Origin of the sequence: Flavobacterium panacagri (assembly GCF_030378165.1) — a bacterium.
GTDB classification, from domain to species: domain Bacteria; phylum Bacteroidota; class Bacteroidia; order Flavobacteriales; family Flavobacteriaceae; genus Flavobacterium; species Flavobacterium panacagri.
Map to the genome: position 1 here is coordinate 472,005 of NZ_CP119766.1, position 20,994 is coordinate 492,998.

Sequence of the window (20,994 nt, forward strand, 5' to 3'; positions counted from 1 at the left end):
GTATTTAATTCCACAAAACAATGCTTTCCGAATTGCAGAAAAAACTGGATTACGTCAATGCTTACAGAGAAAATCGTCTCAAAACGGCACAGGACGTTTTAGAAAACCCTTCACTTTTTAGTGAGTTGGTTTCGATTTGCTTTTCGCCCCAAGACAAAAACAATCATAAAGCCTGCTGGATTTTAGAATTTGTCTCTTACGAAGAATTGCATTGGCTTCAACCTCATCTTGACTTTTTCTGTTCGAATCTGAAAGTTTTAAAAGATGAAAGTTCCATGCGTCCGATTGCCAAGGTGGTTCAGCTTTTGGTAAAATCGCATTACAAGAAAAACGAAAACGGGATTCAGCTTTCTGAAGAAAATCTACAAGATTGCATCGAAGCCTCTTTCGACTGGCTGATTAACGATACCAAAGTTGCCACAAAAGCGTATTCCATAAGAACCTTATATATTCTAGGAAATTATTACGACTGGATTCATCCCGAACTCAAAGTCATAATCGATAAAGATTTCGGAGACCATTCCCCTGCCTACAAAGCCGTTGCCAAAGAAGTTTTGAAAAAAATAAAATAGCTTTTTTTTGATAGCCACGAATTCACGAATTTTTTCTTTCACTTTTCGTTTAAAAATATAATTCGTGAATTCGTGGCGGAAAAAACTAGTACAAAACGAAATTTTGGTTGAAAAAAGATTAAAAAGTATCTTTGCAAAAACACAACTCAAAATGAATTATTTTTCTTCTGATTTTAAATTAGGAATATTAGGTGGCGGACAATTAGGTAAAATGCTTTTGTTTGACACCAGAAAATTTGACATACAAACTTACGTTCTGGATCCAAGCGACGAAGCACCGAGTAAAATTGCCTGCAACAAGTTTTTTCAAGGCGATTTAATGGATTATGAAACCGTTTACAATTTCGGGAAACAAGTCGATGTTTTGACTTTTGAAATCGAATTGGTAAATCTTGAAGCTTTAACGCAATTGGAAAACGAAGGTTTAAAAATATATCCTTCTCCAAAAACCTTAAAAGGAATTCAGAATAAAGGCGTTCAAAAAGAATTTTACGCTAAAAATAATATCCCAACCGCACCTTTCGAAAGATTTGAAAATTTAGAAAATCTAAAATCTAAAATCAACGATCTAAAATTACCATTTGTGTGGAAATGCACCGAATTTGGTTATGACGGAAACGGAGTAAAAATAGTTCGTCAGGTATCCGATTTAGATACTTTGCCAAATGTAGAATGTATTGCAGAAACTATGGTTCCGTTCAAAAACGAATTGGCGGTAATTGTAGTTAGAAATCCATCTGGAGAAATGAAAACATATCCGGTTGTCGAAATGGAATTTCACCCAGAAGCCAACCAAGTAGAATACGTAATCTGCCCAGCAAGAATTGATGATAAAGTAGCTGAAAAAGCCAGAGCAATTGCTTTGCAGGTTTCAGAAAACTTCAATCATGTTGGTCTTTTAGCCGTTGAAATGTTCCAGACTCAGGACGACGAAATTTTGGTTAACGAAGTTGCTCCTCGCCCACACAATTCTGGTCATTATTCTATCGAAGCAAGTTATACTTCACAATTCGAAAATCATTTACGTGCTATTTTAGATCTTCCATTAGGAAACACAGACAGTAAAGTAGCCGGAATTATGGTCAATTTAGTAGGTGCCGAAGGTCATTCTGGAAATGTAGTGTATGAAAACATCGAAACCATTTTAGGATGGAACGGAGTTACGCCACATATTTACGGCAAAAAACAAACACGCCCTTTCAGAAAAATGGGTCACGTGACAATCGTAAATGAAGATATGGCTGAAGCCAGAAGAATTGCACAGGAAGTGAAGAATACTATTAGAGTGATCAGTGGTCAGTAATTTTTAGTGGTCAATTTTCTCTCGCATTTGACAAACTTTGAGAAAAAAACGAATTTATCAGCCTTAATGGATTATTTTGTAGAAATATTAATGAATCTTTTGAATTTAGACGACAAATCTAATTTGTTTAAAACTCATTTTGAAAGATTTACAGATAAATACGAATATAAGGGTGAAAGAATAAAAAGTTTCATTCTATTTACAATTCTTTTCGTATGTTCCTTAGTATTAATAATTTTCGTTTTATTTCTGATTTATACAATTCTGCTTAAATTAAGATCATAAGCAAAAAACATAAAAACAGTTTTCAGTCACGACAAAACTTGAAACTTTAAACCTGAAACAAAAAAACAAATGAGTAAAGTAGCTATTATAATGGGAAGCATCTCAGACATGCCAGTTATGCAGGATGCAATCGACATATTAAAACAATTTAATGTAGAAGTTGAAGTAGATATTGTTTCGGCACACAGAACGCCGGAGAAATTATTCGATTTCAGCAAAAACGCGCACAATCGCGGTATTTCGGTAATTATTGCCGGTGCTGGCGGTGCTGCACATTTACCTGGAATGGTGGCTTCAATGTCGCCGCTTCCTGTAATTGGAGTTCCTGTAAAATCAAGCAATTCTATTGATGGCTGGGATTCGGTATTATCGATTCTACAAATGCCGGGCGGAGTTCCTGTTGCAACTGTAGCTTTAAACGGAGCAAAAAATGCTGGAATTTTAGCGGCACAAATCATCGGAAGCCACGACAAAAAAGTTTTAGATACTATTATTTCTTATAAAGAAGAATTGAAAGCAGCGGTTAATAAAGCCGCTGAAAGTCTTAATAAATAAATTTAGTGATCAGTGGTCAGTTTTTTTAGTGTTCAGTCGCTTTCTTTATGAGAACTGAATACTAAAAAACTGACCACTGACTACTTTTAAAAAACTCTACTATGAGCGTATTAACACAATATTTCAACACCAAACATAACACAGCGCCTTTTTCGCAAATAAAAATCGAAGATTACGTTCCGGCATTTCAGGACGGAATTGCTTTGGCGAAAGCCGAAATTGATGCGATTATAAATAATCCGGAAGTACCGACTTTTGAAAATACAATCGTCGCAATGGATTATTCGGGCGATATTTTGGATCGTCTTTCGAGTGTTTTCTTCAATTTGAATTCGGCTGAAACGAATGACGAAATGCAGAAAATTGCTCAGGAAGTTTCACCTTGGCTCTCCGAATTTGGAAATGATATTCGTTTGAATGCCGATTTATTTGCACGAGTAAAAGCGGTTTACGATCAGAAAGAAAGTTTAAACCTCAACCCAGAACAAACGACTTTATTGGATAAAAAATACAAAAGCTTTTCTAGAAACGGAGCTAATCTACCAGAAGACAAGAAAAATCAATTAAGAGAAATCGACAAGGAATTATCAAAATTGAGTTTACAGTTTGGCGAAAATGTTTTGGCTGAAACCAACAACTTCGAATTGCATTTAACTGATGAAAAAGATTTAGCTGGTTTACCGGAAGGCACAATCGAAGCGGCAAGATTATTAGCCAAAAATCAAGAAAAAGAAGGCTGGATTTTTACTTTAGACTATCCAAGTTATGTTCCGTTTTTGACTTATGCTGATAATCGTGAATTGCGTAAAAAAATGGCAATTGCTTTTGGTGCAAAAGGTTTTCAGAAAAACGAATTCAACAATGAAGAAAACGTTCTGAAAATTGCCAAACTTCGTCATGAAAGAGCTAATTTGTTAGGATACAAAACTCATGCTCACTTTGTTTTGGAAGAAAGAATGGCCGAAAGTCCTGAGAAAGTCTTCTCTTTCCTAAATGATTTATTAGCAAAAGCAAAACCTGCGGCTCAAAAAGAATTTGCAGAATTAACTGCTTTTGCAAAAGAATTGGACGGAATCGAAAAACTAGAAAAATGGGATGGCGCTTATTATTCTGAGAAATTAAAACAACAGCTTTTTAATTTAGACGATGAAAAACTGAAACCCTACTTTCAGTTAGAAAAAGTTTTAGACGGCGCTTTTACAGTTGCCAAAAAATTATACGGTTTAACTTTTACGGAAGTTTTTGATATCGATAAATACCACGAAGAAGTTACGACTTATGAAGTTAGAGATGCTGAAAACAATTTGGTTTCGATTTTCTATGCTGATTTCTTCCCTAGAAAAGGAAAAAGAAACGGCGCTTGGATGACTTCATTCAAATCACAATATGTAAAAGACGGTGTAAACGAAAGACCACATATTTCTAACGTTTGTAATTTTACAAAACCAACAGAAACAAAACCTTCGTTATTGACTTTTAATGAAGTAACAACTTTATTCCATGAATTTGGGCACGGGTTGCACGGAATGCTGGCAAACACAGTTTATCCAAGTTTATCAGGAACTTCTGTTTATTGGGATTTCGTAGAATTGCCAAGTCAGATTATGGAGAATTGGTGTTACGAGCCGGAAGCTTTGGCTTTGTTTGCAAATCATTATGAAACGGGAGAAATTATTCCGATTGAATATGTGCAGAAAATTAAAGAAAGTGCAAGTTTTCAGGAAGGTTTGGCGACTTTGCGTCAATTAAGTTTCGGACTTTTAGATATGGCTTGGCACGGACAAGATCCAACAAATATTACCGACTTAAAAGCTTTCGAAACAGAACAATTTGCCAATACGCAATTGTATCCTGACGTAAAAGAAAACGCGATGAGTACAGCATTCTCTCATATATTCCAAGGTGGATATTCTTCTGGATATTACAGCTACAAATGGGCGGAAGTTTTGGATGCCGATGCTTTTGAATATTTCCATGAAAATGGAATTTTTAATGAGGAAATTGCGAAGAAATTCAAAGACAATGTACTTTCAAAAGGAGGAACAGAACATCCGATGATTTTGTACAAACGCTTTAGAGGACAAGAACCAAAACCTGAAGCTTTGCTGAAGAGAGCGGGATTACTTTAATATTTATATATTTGTTTATTATTTAAACTATTGAAAGAGAAAAATCTATATATTATTGCAGGTTGTAATGGAGCTGGAAAAACAACAGCTTCATATACAATTCTGCCTGAAATATTAGATTGTAAAGAATTCGTAAATGCTGATGAAATCGCCAAGGCTTATCTCCTTTTCAGCCAGAAAAAGTAAGCTTTGAAGCTGGAAGAATAATGCTAAACCGAATTGATGAGCTACTTCAAAAAGAAGTAGATTTTGCTTTTGAAACCACTCTATCTGCAAAAAGTTATCTTTCAATTGTAAAAAAGCTCGAAATGAAGGTTATTTTGTAACACTAATTTTCTTTTGGTTAAACTCTGTTGAATTAGCAAAGCAAAGAGTAAAAGTCAGAGTAAGTGAAGGAGGTCATAATATCCCTGAAGATGTTATTGAGCGAAGATACATCCGAGGAATTCAAAATTTCTTTGATATCTATCTGAATAATTGTGACAATGTAATGTTATTTGATAATTCAAATAAATTACCAATACTTATCGTTGAAAAAGAAATTAACGAAAAGATTCAAATTATAGATGAAAGCTTATTCAATGAAATAAATAATTTAAGATATGACAAAAGATAAGGTCAAAGAATTACAGCATAAAATTGTTGAAGGTCTAAAAGTATCTTCAAAAAAAATGATTGAAAACAAAAAGAAAATCAATGGAAAGATTGTAGTTTATGCGGATGGAAAAATTCAAACTATAAACGCAGTTGATATTAAAGACTAATGTATATCAAAATTGAAAAAATACTTTAAAATAGCCTTGTATTTTGCCATTATTGGATTGATTTCGATTGTTGCCGTAAATTATTATGTAAAATCATCCACTAAAAGCAAGATTTATTATTCCATTAAAAAATTCCCTAAGAATGATGTTGGGATTATTTTTGGTGCAGGAATTAACGGAAATCAGCCAAGCAAATATTTAAAAGATCGCTTGGATGCCGGAATTATGCTTTGGAAAGCAAAACGCATCAATAAAATTTTACTTTCGGGAGATAACGGACGTGATGAATACGATGAATTAACTGTGATGAAAAATTACTGTTACAATCACGGAGTAGATACAACCAAAATATTTATTGATTATGCTGGTTTTGATACTTACTCGACAATGTATCGCGCAAAACATATTTTCAAAATTAGAAAAGCCACTTTAATTTCTCAGAAATATCATTTGAACCGAGCGATTTATATTGGGCAGAAATTAGGAATTAAATCATCTGGATATTCTGCAAATCAAGGAGAATATTTAGGATATAATTATGTTTGTTTCCGAGAATATATTTCTGTCTTTAAAGCTTTTTTTGATATTTTAAGAAACAGGGAACCTCGTTTTTTAGGAACTCAAATCGATATAAATGGAGAATCTAACTTTTCTAAAGAAGATAAACGCTAACGAAAAACCCGAAACAAAATGTTTCGGGTTTTTCAATTTAAGACTTCTTCATGTTTTACAACATAAGACAAAGCCTCTTTTACCACTTCATTTAAGTTTAGGCCTTTTTTTGTTGCTAACAGTGCTATTTTTTTATGTAACTCCTGCGAAACTCTCACATTAAAAGATCCTTTATAAGTTTTATCTGGAGCTTTATTCAATAATTTACAGGTTTCTAAATAATCCTCAACCGCTTCTTGAAAAGATTCTTCTAATTCCGTAACCGAAGAACCTTCAAAGGTTACTAAGTCATTTATTCCATGAATTTTCCCAAAGAATATTTTATCCTCTGCAGAAAATTCTAATGTGCCAATATAACCGTTATATTCTAAATAGTTTTTCATCTTACAATTCTAAATGTTCAATAATAATATCAAGCTGATATCCTTTCAAAACTTTCAGAGGCTGTGGTTCATGTAAACTTATAATTTGCTTATTTTTATTCACAAATTTTCTTCTTGAACCACCAGTTTTTTCTTGTGAGATTTGTTCGTAACCAAAACGTTTTAAAACTTTAAGCATTTCATCCCAAGAAAAATCTTTTGGTTTTGATTTTAATATTTTCGATAAGTTTATCAATCTTACTCATACAAATTTATCATTAATATTTAATTTGCAACTAAAATATAGTCACAAATTAAAAGCAAGATATAAAAACAGAAAAAATCATTTAATTTAATTAATATTTTTAATAATGTAATTAGAGACAAATAAAAAAGACCAGCAAGAATTCATGCCAATCTTTAAAAAAAATCTTTACTCTTTGTTCTATTCTCTTTGTTCTATTCTCTTTACTCTTTCTCCAAAACTCTGTTAGCCAATTTTCCAACCGTTAATCCTTGAACCACAATAGAAAATAAAACTACAATGTAAGTTACCTCCAATAGCAGGTTTTTGTATTCGCTTTCTGGCATAGAAAGTACTAATGCAATAGAAACTCCACCACGAATTCCGCCCCAAACCAAGACCATTAATGAACCTTTGTTATAAGCCGATCTAATTCCGAAAAACTTAAATATGTCGAAGAATTTCCATGGTAAAACTATTGATGTCAGTCTTGAAAAAAGGACGATAAAAATCGCTACAAAACCTGTCAGCAATTGTTTGTTCAAATCTGGAAGTAATAACAATTCGAAACCAATAAACAAGAATAAAACAGCATTTAAGATCTCATCGATAAGTTCCCAGAATTTACCTAAATAATCTTTGGTCACTTCACTCATGGCCACTTTTTTACCATAATTTCCAATAATCAATCCCGCAACAACCATCGCAAGCGGACTAGAAACATGCAACGCCTGAGCCACTAAAAATCCTCCTGTTACGATAGAAAGCGTGATTAAAACCGAAACCTTATAGTCATCAATCTTCTTCATCACTTTTGAAGCCGTAAATCCGAAAACCGCCCCTAATAAAAGTCCGCCAATTCCTTCTTCTATAAACAGCAAAGAGATTGAGCTAAAAGTCGCATCAAATGTTGGATCGGTTGCCATTTTTAGAACAACGGCAAACATTACTACTGCTACTCCATCATTAAAAAGTGACTCACCAACAATTTTGGTTTCAATTCTTTTTGGAACTTTCGCTTCTTTTAAAACTCCCAAAACAACGATTGGATCAGTTGGAGAAATTAGAGTTCCAAAAACTAAACAAAATATATAAGGTATTTTTATTCCTAAAAGTGGTGCGATATAAAAAAGAAGCATCGAGATTATCAAGGCTGATAAAACAACACTTACCGTCGAATAAATCATAATAGGCACTTTTTGTTCTTTCAGATCAGCCATATTTACGTGCAAAGCTCCAGCAAATAAAAGGAAATTCAACATTGCTCCCATTAGGATTTCGTTGAAATCAAATTGTTTGATTAAATCAAAAAAATGCTTGGTTGTTGCAGGAAAATAAGAATCTCCTAAAAGACGAATTCCAACTGAAACCAGCATGGCAATAATCATAATTCCGATCGTTCCCGGAAGTTTTAAAAATCTTAAATTTAAATAGGCGAAGAAAGAAGCCAATACGATAAGTATTGAAAAGGTGTAGTATAATTCCATAAAATGTGATTTTTACAAAAATAGCTGTATCATTATTTAATCGAAAATTTAAAGGTTTGAATTAACATAACTTTATAATTTGTTAAATAACCATTGAACTAATTGAAAAAGCCGAAGTAAATAACTCCGGCTTTTTACTTTAAAACATTATAATACGCCTTTAATACTCAAAATGTAATTATTTATTATCACGAACAAATTCATCAAACTGTTTCAGTTTAAGTACTTCCGTTTCTTCGATCAGTTTTGTTTTAAGATTTTCATTATTTACGTTTTTACCTGTTAGAACTTTAGGTTTTGTAGTATATAAATAAGACTCAAATATATGACTTAGATACAAAGGAGATTTCCCAATACCTCGTGACTTATCAAAGTTTTGAGATTGATGACACGTAAAACAGTTTACCAGATTACCTGCATTAATTTTATGAATACTATCTTTAAAAGTCTGCGTGTAGGTTTCCATTGTAATGTTAGCTAAATTCGAAGAACCTCTTGCCAATGAATCCGGAAGTACACTTGAAATCTGCTTTTTTACAATTATTTTAGCCTGATCTTCAGGAGACAACCCATCAGTGTCTAACCAAACTGACCCATTATAAAAATAATTTTTGAAAACATCCTTTAATTTTGAAGCTACACATTTATTTATAAAATCAATATTATTAAAATTGATAGGCTCTGATTGACTTGTTGCCATGTATGCATTTGTACCTAAAACTTTTGGCACTCCATATTCATAAAGAACAAAGGCCTTATTAGGTGTAAGTGGCCTTTTATTGGTTCTGTCCCAAGTAATACCAGATAAACCAGATGTTTTTCCGCTTTCATAAAACAGCTTTTCTTCTTTTGCTGTTACTGAGTTATTTTTCCAATCGTAAACTGGTGCCATATCTTTATGCTCAAAAGTTGCCCAGATAAATTCAGGATGATTCTTTACAACTCCAACAACATGCATACCCAGCAATGCTACAGACTTTTCTACATATTGTCCACTTTTATTTTGGACTGCTGCTTTAGTAATAAAATAATCTCCTTGTTTTTCTTTTGGAATTGCAGCTGTGCTAATCCAGGATACTTTTAGTTCAAGCGAACCAACCGGAAATGTTTCTAAATTAGAATATGGTATTTTTCCACTGTTAATTTCAGATGCTGCGATAAGCGCTTTATCCATCAATATTTTATTTACGTGAATAGAATAAAATACTGTATCACCTGCCGTTTTTCCAAGAACTACTTTTGGATTAGAAACCAAAACCCCTGCTGGCCCAGCCTGATTAATTGAACTTAAAACTAATTTCAGCCCTAATTGCGGACTAACATGTTCCATTTCAGGGGTAACAACATCTAACGAATCTAAAAACAACGGATTTCCGTTTGCTAATGGTTTTGTCAGCCATAAAAATTTCTGCCATGACCATTGATGAAAAATACAATTCGTTGTACTTTTAGTGTCAAAAGGACTCCCATCACCTTCTTCGGGAGCCGGGGTCTGTTCGTGTGGGAACCATTTTGCTTCACACTCACAAACCGTGGCTGCATTATCAGCATAAGAGCCTTCTTTTCCCAATATCTTTTCTTTATTTAGAAAAAATAGAGAACCGGCCGCTGCAGCAAGAACAACAGCTGTAGTTATAATCGTTTTTCTTTTCATTTTCTTGTGATTTATTTTTTTGGTAAAGGGTAACAAAAAAAGGCCGTCTAAACCAGACGACCCTTTAATCCAAAACTGTGATTAAATTAGGAATATATTTAATCCTAATCTTTCATTCTTTTGAGTTGTTTAAACTTTGGGGTCTTTATTTATACCAACTCTGTTTGTAAATTCTTTGCAGCCTTAACAGGTACATTTTCGATATTATGTTGGTAATATGAAAAACCACCCGTCCCGTTCCATGCATTATCAATAGCTAAATTGGCATCGAAATCTGCTAAAAAAGAACCAATTCCAGGAGGAGGAACAGAATGAACATATTGCCCCTTTAAGCTTACTACCTGTGTGTAGTTTCCTAATCCTGTAGAGTATATTTTTCCTGTTACAGGTATAACAATATGACTATCTGGCCCTTGTATTGCCTGAGTAATCACTACTGTACCAGAAACGGAATGTTGTGATGGTACAACTACTAAACTAAATGTTGCAAGTGGAGCTCCTGGTGTTCCAACATTTCCAATTGTGCCTTTTGCTAAATAAGCACCCGCTAATAAATCTGACATAATTTTTTCGATTTAGGTTTTCCTACTCGTAAGGCTTTTCGGTACCGCCTCGTTTTTTCTAGTGGGATCTGCTCCACCTTTTTTTGTCAATTAAAAACACCTCAGCAATCATTCATAAATAATAGCTTTTGGCTCCTATTCTAAGTCAAAAAATATATTCTATAAGTAGGCGTAAAATAAAATGAAATGAGATGTTCTTTTTTTGACTTGAACAAAGTAAAGAAGTCTGTAAGAAAAACAAACGAGTATAAATACCTGATTTTAAGAAAATTCCATCATTAAAAATAACTTTCAATTATTTTTGAAAGTTTAAAAACTTTTACTTACATTTGACTCATGGAATTCAAAGAAGCAAAAAATAAGTTTGTACAGACTTGGGGAGCATTAGGTTCTCAATGGGGAATTAATAAAACGATGGCACAGATTCACGCTTTATTAATGGTCTCGAACGAACCTGTTTCTATGGAAGACATTATGGAAGAATTGCAGATTTCCCGCGGAAATGCGAGCATGAACTTAAGAGGTTTAATGGACTGGGGAATTGTTTACAAAGAATTTAAAGCTGGAGAAAGAAAAGAATTTTTCACGGCTGAAAAAGATTTGGATGAACTAGCAGTTAAAATTTCCAGAGAGAGAAGCAAAAGAGAAATCAAACCAACGCTGAAAATCTTAAAAGAAGTTTCGACTATTGAAGCTAAAGATTCAGCAGAAGAAAAACACTTTGTAGACCAAACTTCCAAATTGTATGATTTCGTTTTGAAAGCAGATAATATGCTGGACAAAATGACTGAATTTAATGATAACTGGCTTGGAAAACTGTTCATGAAAATGATGAAGTAAATCTTCAAATCAAAAAAATTTAAATCAAACTTTCATTTTTTTCTGAAAGTTTAAAACAATCAGTAACTATGAAAGCAATAAATTATCTCAATTATTTTTTTGTTGGAATACCAGCTTGGTTATTCTTCATTGGATTCTTAGATACTAATACTGCATTTTCTGGCTACACAGCATCTGGGATGCTTTTCAGTATTTTGACAGGAGTATTTCAAATGACAATTGGAGGAAATATGCTAAAGGATGAACCAAATGATAAAAATCTACAAATGTACACTTACGGAGTAGTGTTTTATATTCTAATCCTCCTTTTCATTAATCCATTTTTACCAGATTATTTCTTCAAAAAATACTTCATATTCGGAATGCCAACTTTTCTCGCACTATATCTTTCAGTAATAATCTATAAAAAAGCACACCAATGAACTTCTTAAAAGCAGAATGGAAAAACTTAGCCCTTTTCAATTATGAAGTTGAGGCTAAACTATTAGAAAAATATCTTCCTGTTGGAACTGAGATTGATATCTGGAACAACAAATGTTATGTCAGTCTGGTTGGTTTTATGTTTAAAAACACCAAAGTTTTGGGATTGAAAGTTCCGTTTCATGTTGATTTTGAAGAAGTGAATCTGCGATTTTATGTAAAACGTTTTGAAAACGGAGAATGGAAACGCGGAGTGGTTTTCGTTAAAGAAATTGTTCCCAAAAAAGCCATCACTTTTATTGCGAATACTTTGTATCAGGAACATTATGAAACTCAGAAAATGAGACATAAAATTCATGAAAATGAAGAGACCAACACTTTCATTTATCAATGGAAAGATGATAAAGAGTGGAATACCATCGAACTAGAAACTAAAAAAATTCCAACAGAAATTGAAATTGATTCTGAAGCTGAGTTTATTACAGAACATTATTTCGGATATACCAAAATTGATGAAGAAACCTCTTTTGAATATGAAGTGACACATCCAAGATGGGAACAATTGGAAGTTTTAAATCATCGAATTGATATTGATTTCGAAAAAAATTATGGAAGCGATTTTGGATTTCTTCAAAACCAAAAACCAACTTCTGTTTTTCTGGCTAAAGGATCAAAAATTACAGTGAAGAATAAAAGAAAACTTCAATTGAAAACAGTTTTGGAAGAAATGTATTAGAACTTATAAACTGGAAAATTATGAATCTTAATATCATTGGGTATTTTATTTACCTCAGCATAACAATTTTCATTATTCTAAAAGTTGGAAAAATCTGCTATAAGAACGGAAATATTTACGTTGCAGAATTGATCCCGAACCATGCAGACATCTGTCAAAAAATCAATCAGATTTTGCTTTTGGCATATTATCTCTTAAATATTGGTTATTGTGCTATGACATTGATCTCCTGGCAAAAAATCCTTTCCTCATCGCAACTAATTGAAATAATCTGCATAAAAACAGCTGTCATCATTTTTATTATTTCAATTCTGCATTATCTCAACATTTTAATTATAACTAAATACATTCAAAAATTAATCAAATAACAACTAAATTTAAATATCATGGAAACTACAAAAATCTTAATCGGTTACGGAATCTATTTACCAGTTGCTTTATTTCTAACCTATTACGTTTCTAAAACACTCTTTAAAAATGGAAAAATCTTTATGCTTGATATTTTCAAAGGTCGAGAAGAAATCGCCGAAGCAACCAACAAACTTTTTGAAACTGGATTTTATCTCTTGAATGTTGGTTTTGCCCTAATGATTTTACAACTTAATTTATACGAGAACAGTTATCAGGAATTAATTGAAAAATTGAGTTATAAAATTGGTGGATTTTCTATTTATCTGGGCATCATGCTGTTCTTTAATTTATATTTCTTTTTTAGAGGAAAAAGAAAAGCCAAAGAAGCTCAAATAGAAGAACGTATTGTTTTTAAAGCTTAAACTAAAAAATCATGAAAACTTTAGAAAACCAAACCTTACTTTATGATGAAGATTGTCCGCTTTGCAGTTTGTACACGACTGGATTTGTAAAAAGCGGTATGCTGGATGAAAACGGAAGAAAATCGTATTGCCAATTATCTGCAGAAGAACAAAATTTTGTGGATTTGAAACGTGCTCCAAACGAAATTGCATTGGTCGATAATAAAACCAAAACCGTTATTTACGGAATTGACAGTTTGATAAAAGTTATTGGATTTTCTTTTCCTTTGATTGAAAAAATTGCAACGCTAAAACCCATTTATTTTATCCTGAAAAAAATGTACTCTTTTGTTTCTTATAACCGAAAAGTAATTATTCCAGGAAATGTGAAAGAGGAAAATAAATTACAATGTATTCCAGATTTCAATTACAAATACCGATTTCTGTTTATCGGATTTGCATTAACCATAACTACTTTTATTCTTTTTGGATATTCTAATTTAATTCCGAATTTGCCGAAAAGTAGTATTACAAGAGAAATCATTTTAGCTATTGGGCAAATTGTTTTTCAAAGTTTATTTCTTTTAAAACTGGACAAACAAACGATTCTGAATTACGCAGGAAATTTAATGACCGTTTCTTTGATGGGGAGTTTAATTTTAAGTCCGATTTTGATTTTAAACAGATTTGTTCCGCTTCCAAATATGATTGTTTTAGGTTGGTTTGGAGTAACAGTTTTTATTATGTTTCTGGAACATTTTAGAAGAGTAAAAATTTTGAAACTTCCTTTTTACTTATCTTTCACTTGGATTCTTTATCGAATTCTTGCTTTGATTTTAATTTTAAATTAAAGTTGCCACGAATTGCACTAATTCCCACTAATTTTTCTAGTGTTTTGCTAAATATTAATTCGTGAAAATTTGTGCAATTCGTGGCTATAAACACACACACCAATGAGCAAACTTATAATAGCATCTGGAACTGGATTTTTAGGACAAGTTTTAGTTAATCATTTCAAAAATAAATTTGAAGAGATTGTAATTCTGACCCGTGGGAAATCTCAAATAATTGACGGAATAAAATATGTAAACTGGAATGCCAGAACTTTTACTGGTTGGGAAAAGGAATTAGAAAACGCAACAGTTTTAATTAATCTCGCAGGAAAATCTGTGGATTGTCGTTATACGAAAGAAAATAAAAAAGAAATTCTTTGGTCTAGAATTGACAGTACAAAAATACTGAACAAAGCGGTTTTGAATTGCAAAAATCCGCCGAAACATTGGTTGAATTCTTCAACCGCAACAATCTATAGATTTTCTCTTGACAAACAAATGGATGAAGTTGATGGCGAAATCGGAAATGATTTTTCTATAAATGTGGCACTTTCTTGGGAAAAAGCATTCTTTAAAACCGAAACTTCAAAGACAATGAAAACGGCTTTACGGACTTCTATTGTTTTAGGAAAAAACGGAGGCGCTTTTATGCCGTTAAAGACTTTGGCTAAAATGGGTTTTGGAGGAAAACAAGGAAAAGGCAATCAGTTTGTGAGCTGGATTCATGAAGAAGATTTTGCGAATGCAGTTGATTTTATTATTGAAAAAGAAATGACTGGTGTTATCAATATTGTTTCTCCTAATCCAATTCGAAATGCTGATTTTATGGAAAAACTTCGAAAAGCTGTTAGTTTTCCTTTTGGAATTCCGTTGAGCAAATTCTTTCTTGAAATTGGTTCTTTTTTTATTCGAACAGAAACGGAATTGGTTTTGAAAAGTCGAAACGTAGTTCCGAAACGACTTTTGGAAAATGGGTTTCGATTTAAATTTGGGAAAATTGATGAGGCTTTTAAAGATTTATTGCACTGAAACTGCACGCATTTTTGTCATCCCGAGGAACGAGGGATCACACTAGAGAATCGACAAAGATTGACGATTTTGATTGTGGAGTTTCTAGTGTGATTTCTCCTTCGTCGAACTGACAAAACAACGCACAAAACAAGAAAATCATGACAACCATAAACCTCACAACCAAAATAAAAGCACCAAAACAAATTGTTTTTGACGCTTCAAGAAATATCGATATTCATCAGCAATCGGCAAGTCCTTCAAAAGAAAAGGCAATTGCGGGCGTAACCTCTGGTTTAATCAATTTAAATGAAACGGTAACTTGGCGTGGTAAACATTTCGGTTTCTATATCACACACAAAAGCCGAATTCCCGTAATGAATCTCTACGATTATTTTGTGGATGAAATGGAAAAAGGCAAATTCAAAACCTTTAAACATGAACATTTTTTTGAAGAAGAAAATGGCTTTACCATTATGAAAGACAAGTTGCAATATGAAACTCCGTTTGGAATATTTGGAGAACTTTTTGATATTTTATTTTTAGAAAAGCATCTTACTAATTTTCTTTTGGAAAGAAATAAGGTTTTGAAAACCGTTTCGGAAAAACTCATTTAAGATAAATTGCTTAATTTTATAAGTATCATTCTTAAAACGAATTGATTACAAATAAAAAAATATACTTATGAAATTAAAAACGATCTTAACTGTAGTTTTATTTTCCCTTTCTTTTATTGGTTTTTCTCAAAGCAATTGTGCTACTCTAAAAGGATGTGAAAGAAAGCTTTGTGAATTGAATGCGAAATTAGCTACTGCAAAAAAAGCTGGAAATCAAAATCAGATAAAGGGTGTTGAAGAGGCTATTGCACAAACCAAGAAAAACTGCACTACTAAAACAGTCAATAAAGATCTTGACAAAAAGGTAAAAGAGAAACAACAAAAAGTCAACGAAAGAACTGCTGATTTGAATGAAGCGATTAAAGACAAGGAAAGCAAAGAAAAAATCGACAAGAAAAGGAAAAAACTAAATGAAGCGAAAGCTGATTTGAATAAAGCTTTGGCTGAACAGAAAGCGAAATGATTTTTTCTCTCGCAGATTCAATAGATTGAGCAGATAAAAAAACAAAATCAACTTGCCTCCAGTTTTAACTGGAGGTGAATTAAGGATTAAATATTATTGGCTTTAGCCGAACTTTGTCATTTGGCTAAAGCCCTTATTAAAGACTTCTTTTACCTCCAGCTAAAGCTGGAGGCAATTCAAAATTTAATAATTAATAAAATTCTCTTTTGAAAATGAATTTCCTCGTTTTACGTTTTGCGTGAGGGATAGGAGCTGGCTACCGAAGTAGCGCGGATAGCCCGACCCCGATTTGATAAGTGGGCGAATAACCGTAAAGCATTTTGCCCACTTATCAAATCGGGGGCACGCCCAGAATATTTTTAAAGAAAAACGATCATCAGCCACCAAAATATTGGTACACTTTCGACCCAAAAGGAAGTGTAATATTTGGAGCGATTGGGACTTGCAAAAAAGATAAATAACATCAGCATGACGACCATGATAAGATTTATAATCGCATCATGATAATTGAATGTTGAAATAAAAACTTCTAAAAACCAAAACGGAATCAACAGTAGAAATCCTAAAAGTTTGGTTTTCTTAACGCCAATTGTCTGCGGAACGGTTTGCAGATGCGGATCGTCATTGGCTAAATCGATGATTTCGAAAACTAAAATCAGCACAAAAACTAAAACGAAACGCTGAATGCATTTGATAAAGAAATCTGTTGTAAACGGAATTTCGGCATTTATTAAAGGTAAAACCAAAGTGGCACCAACCCAGCAAAGTGCCACAATATAGATTTTTACGCCAGCCCAATTTCGGGCATTTCTTCGGTTTGGAAAAAATGGTAAAGTATAAAGTGCAGTAATCAGAAAAATTACGACAGAGACAATTTGGGTAATCCGCTTTAAATGGAAAAAATAATAGCCAACCAAAATTACCGAAATGAAACTCAAAACAGCTATAATTTTTAATTGTGTACCGATTGGATTTTTCTTTACACGAACCAATGCATCATATTTTACGAAATTATATCCTACAATTGTTCCAAAAAAAACAAATAGTGTCATTGGCTCATCGTACTGAATATGAAACACATGAAACGTTATTCGGACTAAAGCATAACACGATAAAGCCACGTGAATACTGCTGTTTAAATAAAAATTGAATATTTGTTTTAGAAGTTTCATATCCCTAAATCTAATCAATTGGTAACAAATCAACTCTTTAGTTAGAAAATTGACAAAAATTGAAGTTAAAAATACCCATTAAATTATTAATAATACTTAATTTTGCGCCACAAAAAAACAACACATTTACTTTAAAATGTAATAAACCTTGTGTAGCATGAGATTACGTCAAATAAAACACCCGGCAAATTACTTTTGATCTTTAAAAAATAGACTGCTACAAATGAAAACAGATGCTTTTGCTTTAAGACACATTGGTCCAAGAGAAACAGATCTTCAACACATGTTACAAACCATTGGTGTTGAATCGATTGAACAACTTGTTTATGAAACCCTTCCGGACGATATTCGTTTAAAAGCGCCTTTGAATTTGGATCCTGCAATGACAGAATTCGAATTTGCAAATCATATTCGCGACTTAGGAAAGAAAAACAAAACATTTAAATCATACATTGGTTTGGGTTATCACCCAACTATCGTTCCGGCTCCAATTCAGAGAAATATCTTCGAAAACCCGGGATGGTACACAGCTTACACGCCTTATCAAGCAGAAATTGCTCAAGGTCGTTTGGAAGCAATCTTGAATTTCCAAACTACTGTTATCGAATTAACAGGAATGGAAATTGCCAATGCATCTTTACTAGACGAAGGTACTGCTGCTGCAGAAGCTATGGCTTTATTATTTGATGTTCGTACGAGAGATCAAAAGAAAAACAATACACACAAATTCTTCGTTTCTGAAGAAATTTTACCTCAGACTTTATCGGTTTTACAAACGCGTTCAACTCCAATCGGAATTGAATTGGTTGTTGGAAACCATGAAACATTTGATTTTTCAAATGAATTCTTCGGAGCGATTTTACAATATCCAGGAAAATACGGTCAAGTAAACGATTACAGTGCTTTTGTTGCTAAAGCAAAAGAAAACGAAATCAAAGTTGCCTTTGCCGCTGATATTTTATCATTAGCGACTTTAACTTCTCCAGGAGAAATGGGAGCTGCTGTAGTAGTTGGAACAACACAGCGTTTTGGTGTGCCAATCGGTTACGGTGGTCCTCACGCTGCCTATTTTGCAACTAAAGACGAATACAAACGATCTATGCCAGGTCGTATCATCGGAGTTTCGATTGATGTTAACGGAAACCGTGCTTTACGTATGGCTTTAGGAACTCGTGAGCAACACATTAAACGTGAAAAAGCGACTTCAAATATTTGTACTGCCCAGGTTTTATTGGCAGTTATGGCTGGAATGTACGCCGTTTACCATGGACCAAAAGGATTAAAATACATTGCAAACAAAGTTCACGCCTCTGCAGTTACTACTGCTGAAGCTTTAAATAAATTAGGAGTTTACCAAACCAACACGGCTTACTTTGATACTATTTTAGTAAAAGCTGATGCTCAAAAAGTAAAAGCAGCTGCGGAGAAAAACAAAGTAAACTTCTTCTACCCTGATGCTGATTCGGTTTCGATTTCATTAAACGAAACAACTTCTGTTGCAGACATCAACCAAATCGTTGCGATTTTTGCTGAAGCTTTAGGAAAAGAAACTGTTACGGTTTCTGAATTAACTTCTGCAAGCCAATTACCAGCTTCATTAGAAAGAACATCTTCTTTCTTAACGCATGATGTTTTCAACAACCATCATTCAGAAAGTCAGTTGATGCGTTACATCAAAAAATTAGAGCGTAAAGATTTATCATTGAATCACTCAATGATTTCATTAGGTTCTTGTACAATGAAATTAAACGCAGCTTCTGAAATGTTGCCTCTTTCTATGCCAAACTGGAATAGCATTCACCCATTTGCACCAGTGGAACAAGCGGAAGGTTATATTACAATGCTAAAAAAATTAGAGCAACAATTAAATGTAATTACTGGATTTGCTGGAACAACATTACAGCCAAACTCTGGAGCGCAAGGAGAATATGCAGGTTTAATGGCGATTCGTGCTTACCACATGTCAAGAAACGAAGGTCACCGTAATGTGTGTTTAATTCCTTCATCGGCTCACGGAACAAATCCTGCTTCTGCAGCGATGGCCGGAATGAAAATCATTGTTACTAAAACAACTCCGGAAGGAAATATTGACGTAGAAGATTTAAGAGAAAAAGCAATTGAACATAAAGATGATTTATCTTGTTTAATGGTTACTTATCCTTCTACTCACGGAGTTTTCGAATCTTCAATTATTGAAATCACAAAATTAATTCACGAAAACGGCGGATTAGTATATATGGACGGTGCAAACATGAACGCGCAAGTTGGATTAACAAATCCGGCTACAATTGGTGCTGACGTTTGTCACTTAAACTTACACAAAACATTTGCTATTCCTCACGGTGGTGGTGGACCTGGAGTTGGACCAATTTGTGTGAACGAAAAATTAGTTCCGTTCTTGCCAACAAACCCAATCTTAAACGTTGGTGGTGAGCAAGCAATTACAGCTATTTCATCTGCACCTTACGGATCTGCTTTAGTATGTTTAATTTCTTACGGTTACATCACTATGATGGGGGCTGAAGGACTAAAAAGCGCTACAGAACATGCTATTTTGAATGCGAACTACATGAAAGCACGTTTCGAAGGACACTACCCAATTCTTTATACTGGAGAATGTGGAAGAGCGGCTCACGAAATGATTTTAGATTGCCGTTCATTCAAAGAAAACGGAATCGAAGTTGGTGATATCGCAAAACGTTTAATGGATTATGGTTTCCACGCTCCTACAGTTTCTTTTCCAGTAGCTGGAACTTTAATGATTGAGCCAACAGAATCTGAAGATTTAGCTGAATTAGACCGTTTCTGTGATGCTCTTATCTCAATCAGAAAAGAAATTGAAGCTGCAACTGCTGATGATAAAAACAACGTATTGAAAAATGCACCTCACACATTAGCAATGTTAACTTCTGATTCTTGGGATTTTCCTTATTCAAGAGAAACAGCAGCTTACCCATTAGATTACATCGCTGACAATAAATTCTGGCCATCTGTTCGTCGTGTAGATGATGCTTATGGTGACAGAAACTTAGTTTGCAGCTGTGCTCCAATCGAAGCTTACATGGAAAGCTAAAATTTAGTTTTCTTATACATATTCAACCCCGACAGTTTTTAAAAACTTGTCGGGGTTATTTGTTGGTTTCAAGTTTCAAGTTTCAGGTTTTACGTTATGCAGGAACTTGAAACCTGAAACTTGAAACAATTAAGACAAAAATAATCTGGGCGTGCCACCATCCCGATAAAAGGGCAAACGTACTTTGCGCTTATACGCCCTTTTATCAGGATGCTGTCAGGCTATCCATGCTACTTCGGTAGCTTATTCCTATCCCTCACGCAGTCAAGTTATAAAAGAACGAATTATCTTTAAAGAAACTTAACTTTCCGGCAATGTTTTGTGAAATTATTTTGGAAAATTAAAAAACATCTTGAAAAAAAATTACTCATCATCTTAGCTTCAATCGTTTGAAATCTAGGAAAAATTAAAATATCATTAGAAAATAAACAATATATTCACTGAAAAATCGTTATTCCATAATTATATGCATGCATAATATTTTTTATGA

General features: G+C 33.4%; 21 protein-coding genes and 1 pseudogene. 16 read left to right on the plus strand and 6 right to left on the minus strand.

Features of this window, described 5'->3' with window-relative positions; all coding sequences use genetic code 11:
- The first annotated feature begins 20 nt into the window (after positions 1-20).
- From P2W65_RS02235 to P2W65_RS02265, 7 genes and pseudogenes are all read left to right on the plus strand, one after another.
- Complete coding sequence (locus P2W65_RS02235) at positions 21-572, plus strand: HEAT-like fold family protein (RefSeq protein WP_289663263.1); 552 nt, start codon at positions 21-23, stop codon at positions 570-572.
- Positions 573-723: 151 nt separating this feature from the next.
- A complete protein-coding gene (locus tag P2W65_RS02240; protein ID WP_289663265.1) occupies positions 724-1,875 on the plus strand; it encodes a 5-(carboxyamino)imidazole ribonucleotide synthase in 1,152 nt (383 codons plus the stop codon).
- 354 nt (positions 1,876-2,229) lie between these two features.
- Complete coding sequence (gene purE, locus P2W65_RS02245; RefSeq protein WP_289663267.1) at positions 2,230-2,715, plus strand: 5-(carboxyamino)imidazole ribonucleotide mutase; 486 nt, start codon at positions 2,230-2,232, stop codon at positions 2,713-2,715.
- 101 nt (positions 2,716-2,816) lie between these two features.
- Positions 2,817-4,844: a M3 family metallopeptidase gene (locus tag P2W65_RS02250; RefSeq protein WP_289663269.1), complete on the plus strand. Its 2,028-nt coding sequence runs from the start codon at positions 2,817-2,819 to the stop codon at positions 4,842-4,844.
- 30 nt (positions 4,845-4,874) lie between these two features.
- Positions 4,875-5,460: pseudogene (locus tag P2W65_RS02255) on the plus strand (ATPase).
- The gene (locus tag P2W65_RS02260) at positions 5,447-5,608 is read left to right on the plus strand and encodes a DUF8506 family protein (RefSeq protein ID WP_289663271.1); all 162 of its coding nucleotides are present in this window, start codon (positions 5,447-5,449) and stop codon (positions 5,606-5,608) included. Before P2W65_RS02255 ends, P2W65_RS02260 begins: the two are co-directional and overlap by 14 nt.
- A 12-nt stretch (positions 5,609-5,620) precedes the next feature.
- Positions 5,621-6,280 carry a SanA/YdcF family protein gene (locus P2W65_RS02265; RefSeq protein ID WP_289663273.1) on the plus strand — a complete coding sequence of 220 codons (660 nt, stop codon included), beginning with the start codon at positions 5,621-5,623 and terminating at the stop codon, positions 6,278-6,280.
- Between the two features lie 32 nt (positions 6,281-6,312).
- Here P2W65_RS02265 and P2W65_RS02270 read toward each other — a convergent pair whose 3' ends face one another.
- From P2W65_RS02270 to P2W65_RS02290, 5 genes are all read right to left on the minus strand, one after another.
- The gene (locus P2W65_RS02270; protein ID WP_289663275.1) at positions 6,313-6,663 is read right to left on the minus strand and encodes a type II toxin-antitoxin system HicB family antitoxin; all 351 of its coding nucleotides are present in this window, start codon (positions 6,661-6,663) and stop codon (positions 6,313-6,315) included.
- A gap of 1 nt (position 6,664) precedes the next feature.
- Positions 6,665-6,898 (minus strand): type II toxin-antitoxin system HicA family toxin, encoded by a 234-nt coding sequence (locus tag P2W65_RS02275; protein ID WP_289663277.1) that lies wholly within the window; start codon positions 6,896-6,898, stop codon positions 6,665-6,667.
- Between the two features lie 212 nt (positions 6,899-7,110).
- Positions 7,111-8,373 (minus strand): cation:proton antiporter, encoded by a 1,263-nt coding sequence (locus P2W65_RS02280; RefSeq protein ID WP_289663279.1) that lies wholly within the window; start codon positions 8,371-8,373, stop codon positions 7,111-7,113.
- A gap of 178 nt (positions 8,374-8,551) precedes the next feature.
- Entirely contained in the window at positions 8,552-10,027 is a 1,476-nt protein-coding gene (locus P2W65_RS02285) for a hypothetical protein (RefSeq protein ID WP_289663281.1), read from the minus strand.
- Between the two features lie 149 nt (positions 10,028-10,176).
- Entirely contained in the window at positions 10,177-10,590 is a 414-nt protein-coding gene (locus tag P2W65_RS02290) for a DUF1842 domain-containing protein (RefSeq protein WP_289663283.1), read from the minus strand.
- 336 nt (positions 10,591-10,926) lie between these two features.
- Here P2W65_RS02290 and P2W65_RS02295 point away from each other — a divergent pair, with 336 nt between their 5' ends.
- The 8 genes from P2W65_RS02295 to P2W65_RS02330 all read left to right on the plus strand — a co-directional run bounded on the left by P2W65_RS02295 (position 10,927) and on the right by P2W65_RS02330 (position 16,259).
- Entirely contained in the window at positions 10,927-11,430 is a 504-nt protein-coding gene (locus P2W65_RS02295; protein WP_289663285.1) for a GbsR/MarR family transcriptional regulator, read from the plus strand.
- Between the two features lie 68 nt (positions 11,431-11,498).
- Positions 11,499-11,852: a hypothetical protein gene (locus P2W65_RS02300; protein WP_289663287.1), complete on the plus strand. Its 354-nt coding sequence runs from the start codon at positions 11,499-11,501 to the stop codon at positions 11,850-11,852.
- Complete coding sequence (locus P2W65_RS02305) at positions 11,849-12,586, plus strand: YqjF family protein (RefSeq protein ID WP_289663289.1); 738 nt, start codon at positions 11,849-11,851, stop codon at positions 12,584-12,586. The genes P2W65_RS02300 and P2W65_RS02305 overlap by 4 nt, the downstream gene beginning before the upstream one ends.
- Before the next feature lie 386 nt (positions 12,587-12,972).
- On the plus strand, positions 12,973-13,359 hold the full coding sequence (locus P2W65_RS02310) for a hypothetical protein (RefSeq protein WP_289663291.1): 387 nt from the start codon (positions 12,973-12,975) through the stop codon (positions 13,357-13,359).
- Between the two features lie 11 nt (positions 13,360-13,370).
- Positions 13,371-14,189 carry a thiol-disulfide oxidoreductase DCC family protein gene (locus P2W65_RS02315; RefSeq protein ID WP_289663293.1) on the plus strand — a complete coding sequence of 273 codons (819 nt, stop codon included), beginning with the start codon at positions 13,371-13,373 and terminating at the stop codon, positions 14,187-14,189.
- A 102-nt stretch (positions 14,190-14,291) separates the two neighbouring features.
- On the plus strand, positions 14,292-15,200 hold the full coding sequence (locus P2W65_RS02320) for a TIGR01777 family oxidoreductase (protein WP_289663295.1): 909 nt from the start codon (positions 14,292-14,294) through the stop codon (positions 15,198-15,200).
- A gap of 140 nt (positions 15,201-15,340) precedes the next feature.
- A complete protein-coding gene (locus P2W65_RS02325; protein WP_289663297.1) occupies positions 15,341-15,796 on the plus strand; it encodes an SRPBCC family protein in 456 nt (151 codons plus the stop codon).
- 67 nt (positions 15,797-15,863) lie between these two features.
- Positions 15,864-16,259: a DUF1090 family protein gene (locus P2W65_RS02330; protein WP_289663299.1), complete on the plus strand. Its 396-nt coding sequence runs from the start codon at positions 15,864-15,866 to the stop codon at positions 16,257-16,259.
- Positions 16,260-16,618: 359 nt separating this feature from the next.
- Here P2W65_RS02330 and P2W65_RS02335 read toward each other — a convergent pair whose 3' ends face one another.
- Positions 16,619-17,431, minus strand: coding sequence for a UbiA prenyltransferase family protein (locus tag P2W65_RS02335; protein ID WP_289663301.1), 813 nt, complete (start codon positions 17,429-17,431; stop codon positions 16,619-16,621).
- Positions 17,432-17,654: 223 nt separating this feature from the next.
- On the opposite strand from P2W65_RS02335, the gene gcvP reads away from it, so the two are divergent.
- Positions 17,655-20,504, plus strand: coding sequence for an aminomethyl-transferring glycine dehydrogenase (gene gcvP, locus P2W65_RS02340; protein WP_289663303.1), 2,850 nt, complete (start codon positions 17,655-17,657; stop codon positions 20,502-20,504).
- Positions 20,505-20,994: the final 490 nt, after the last annotated feature.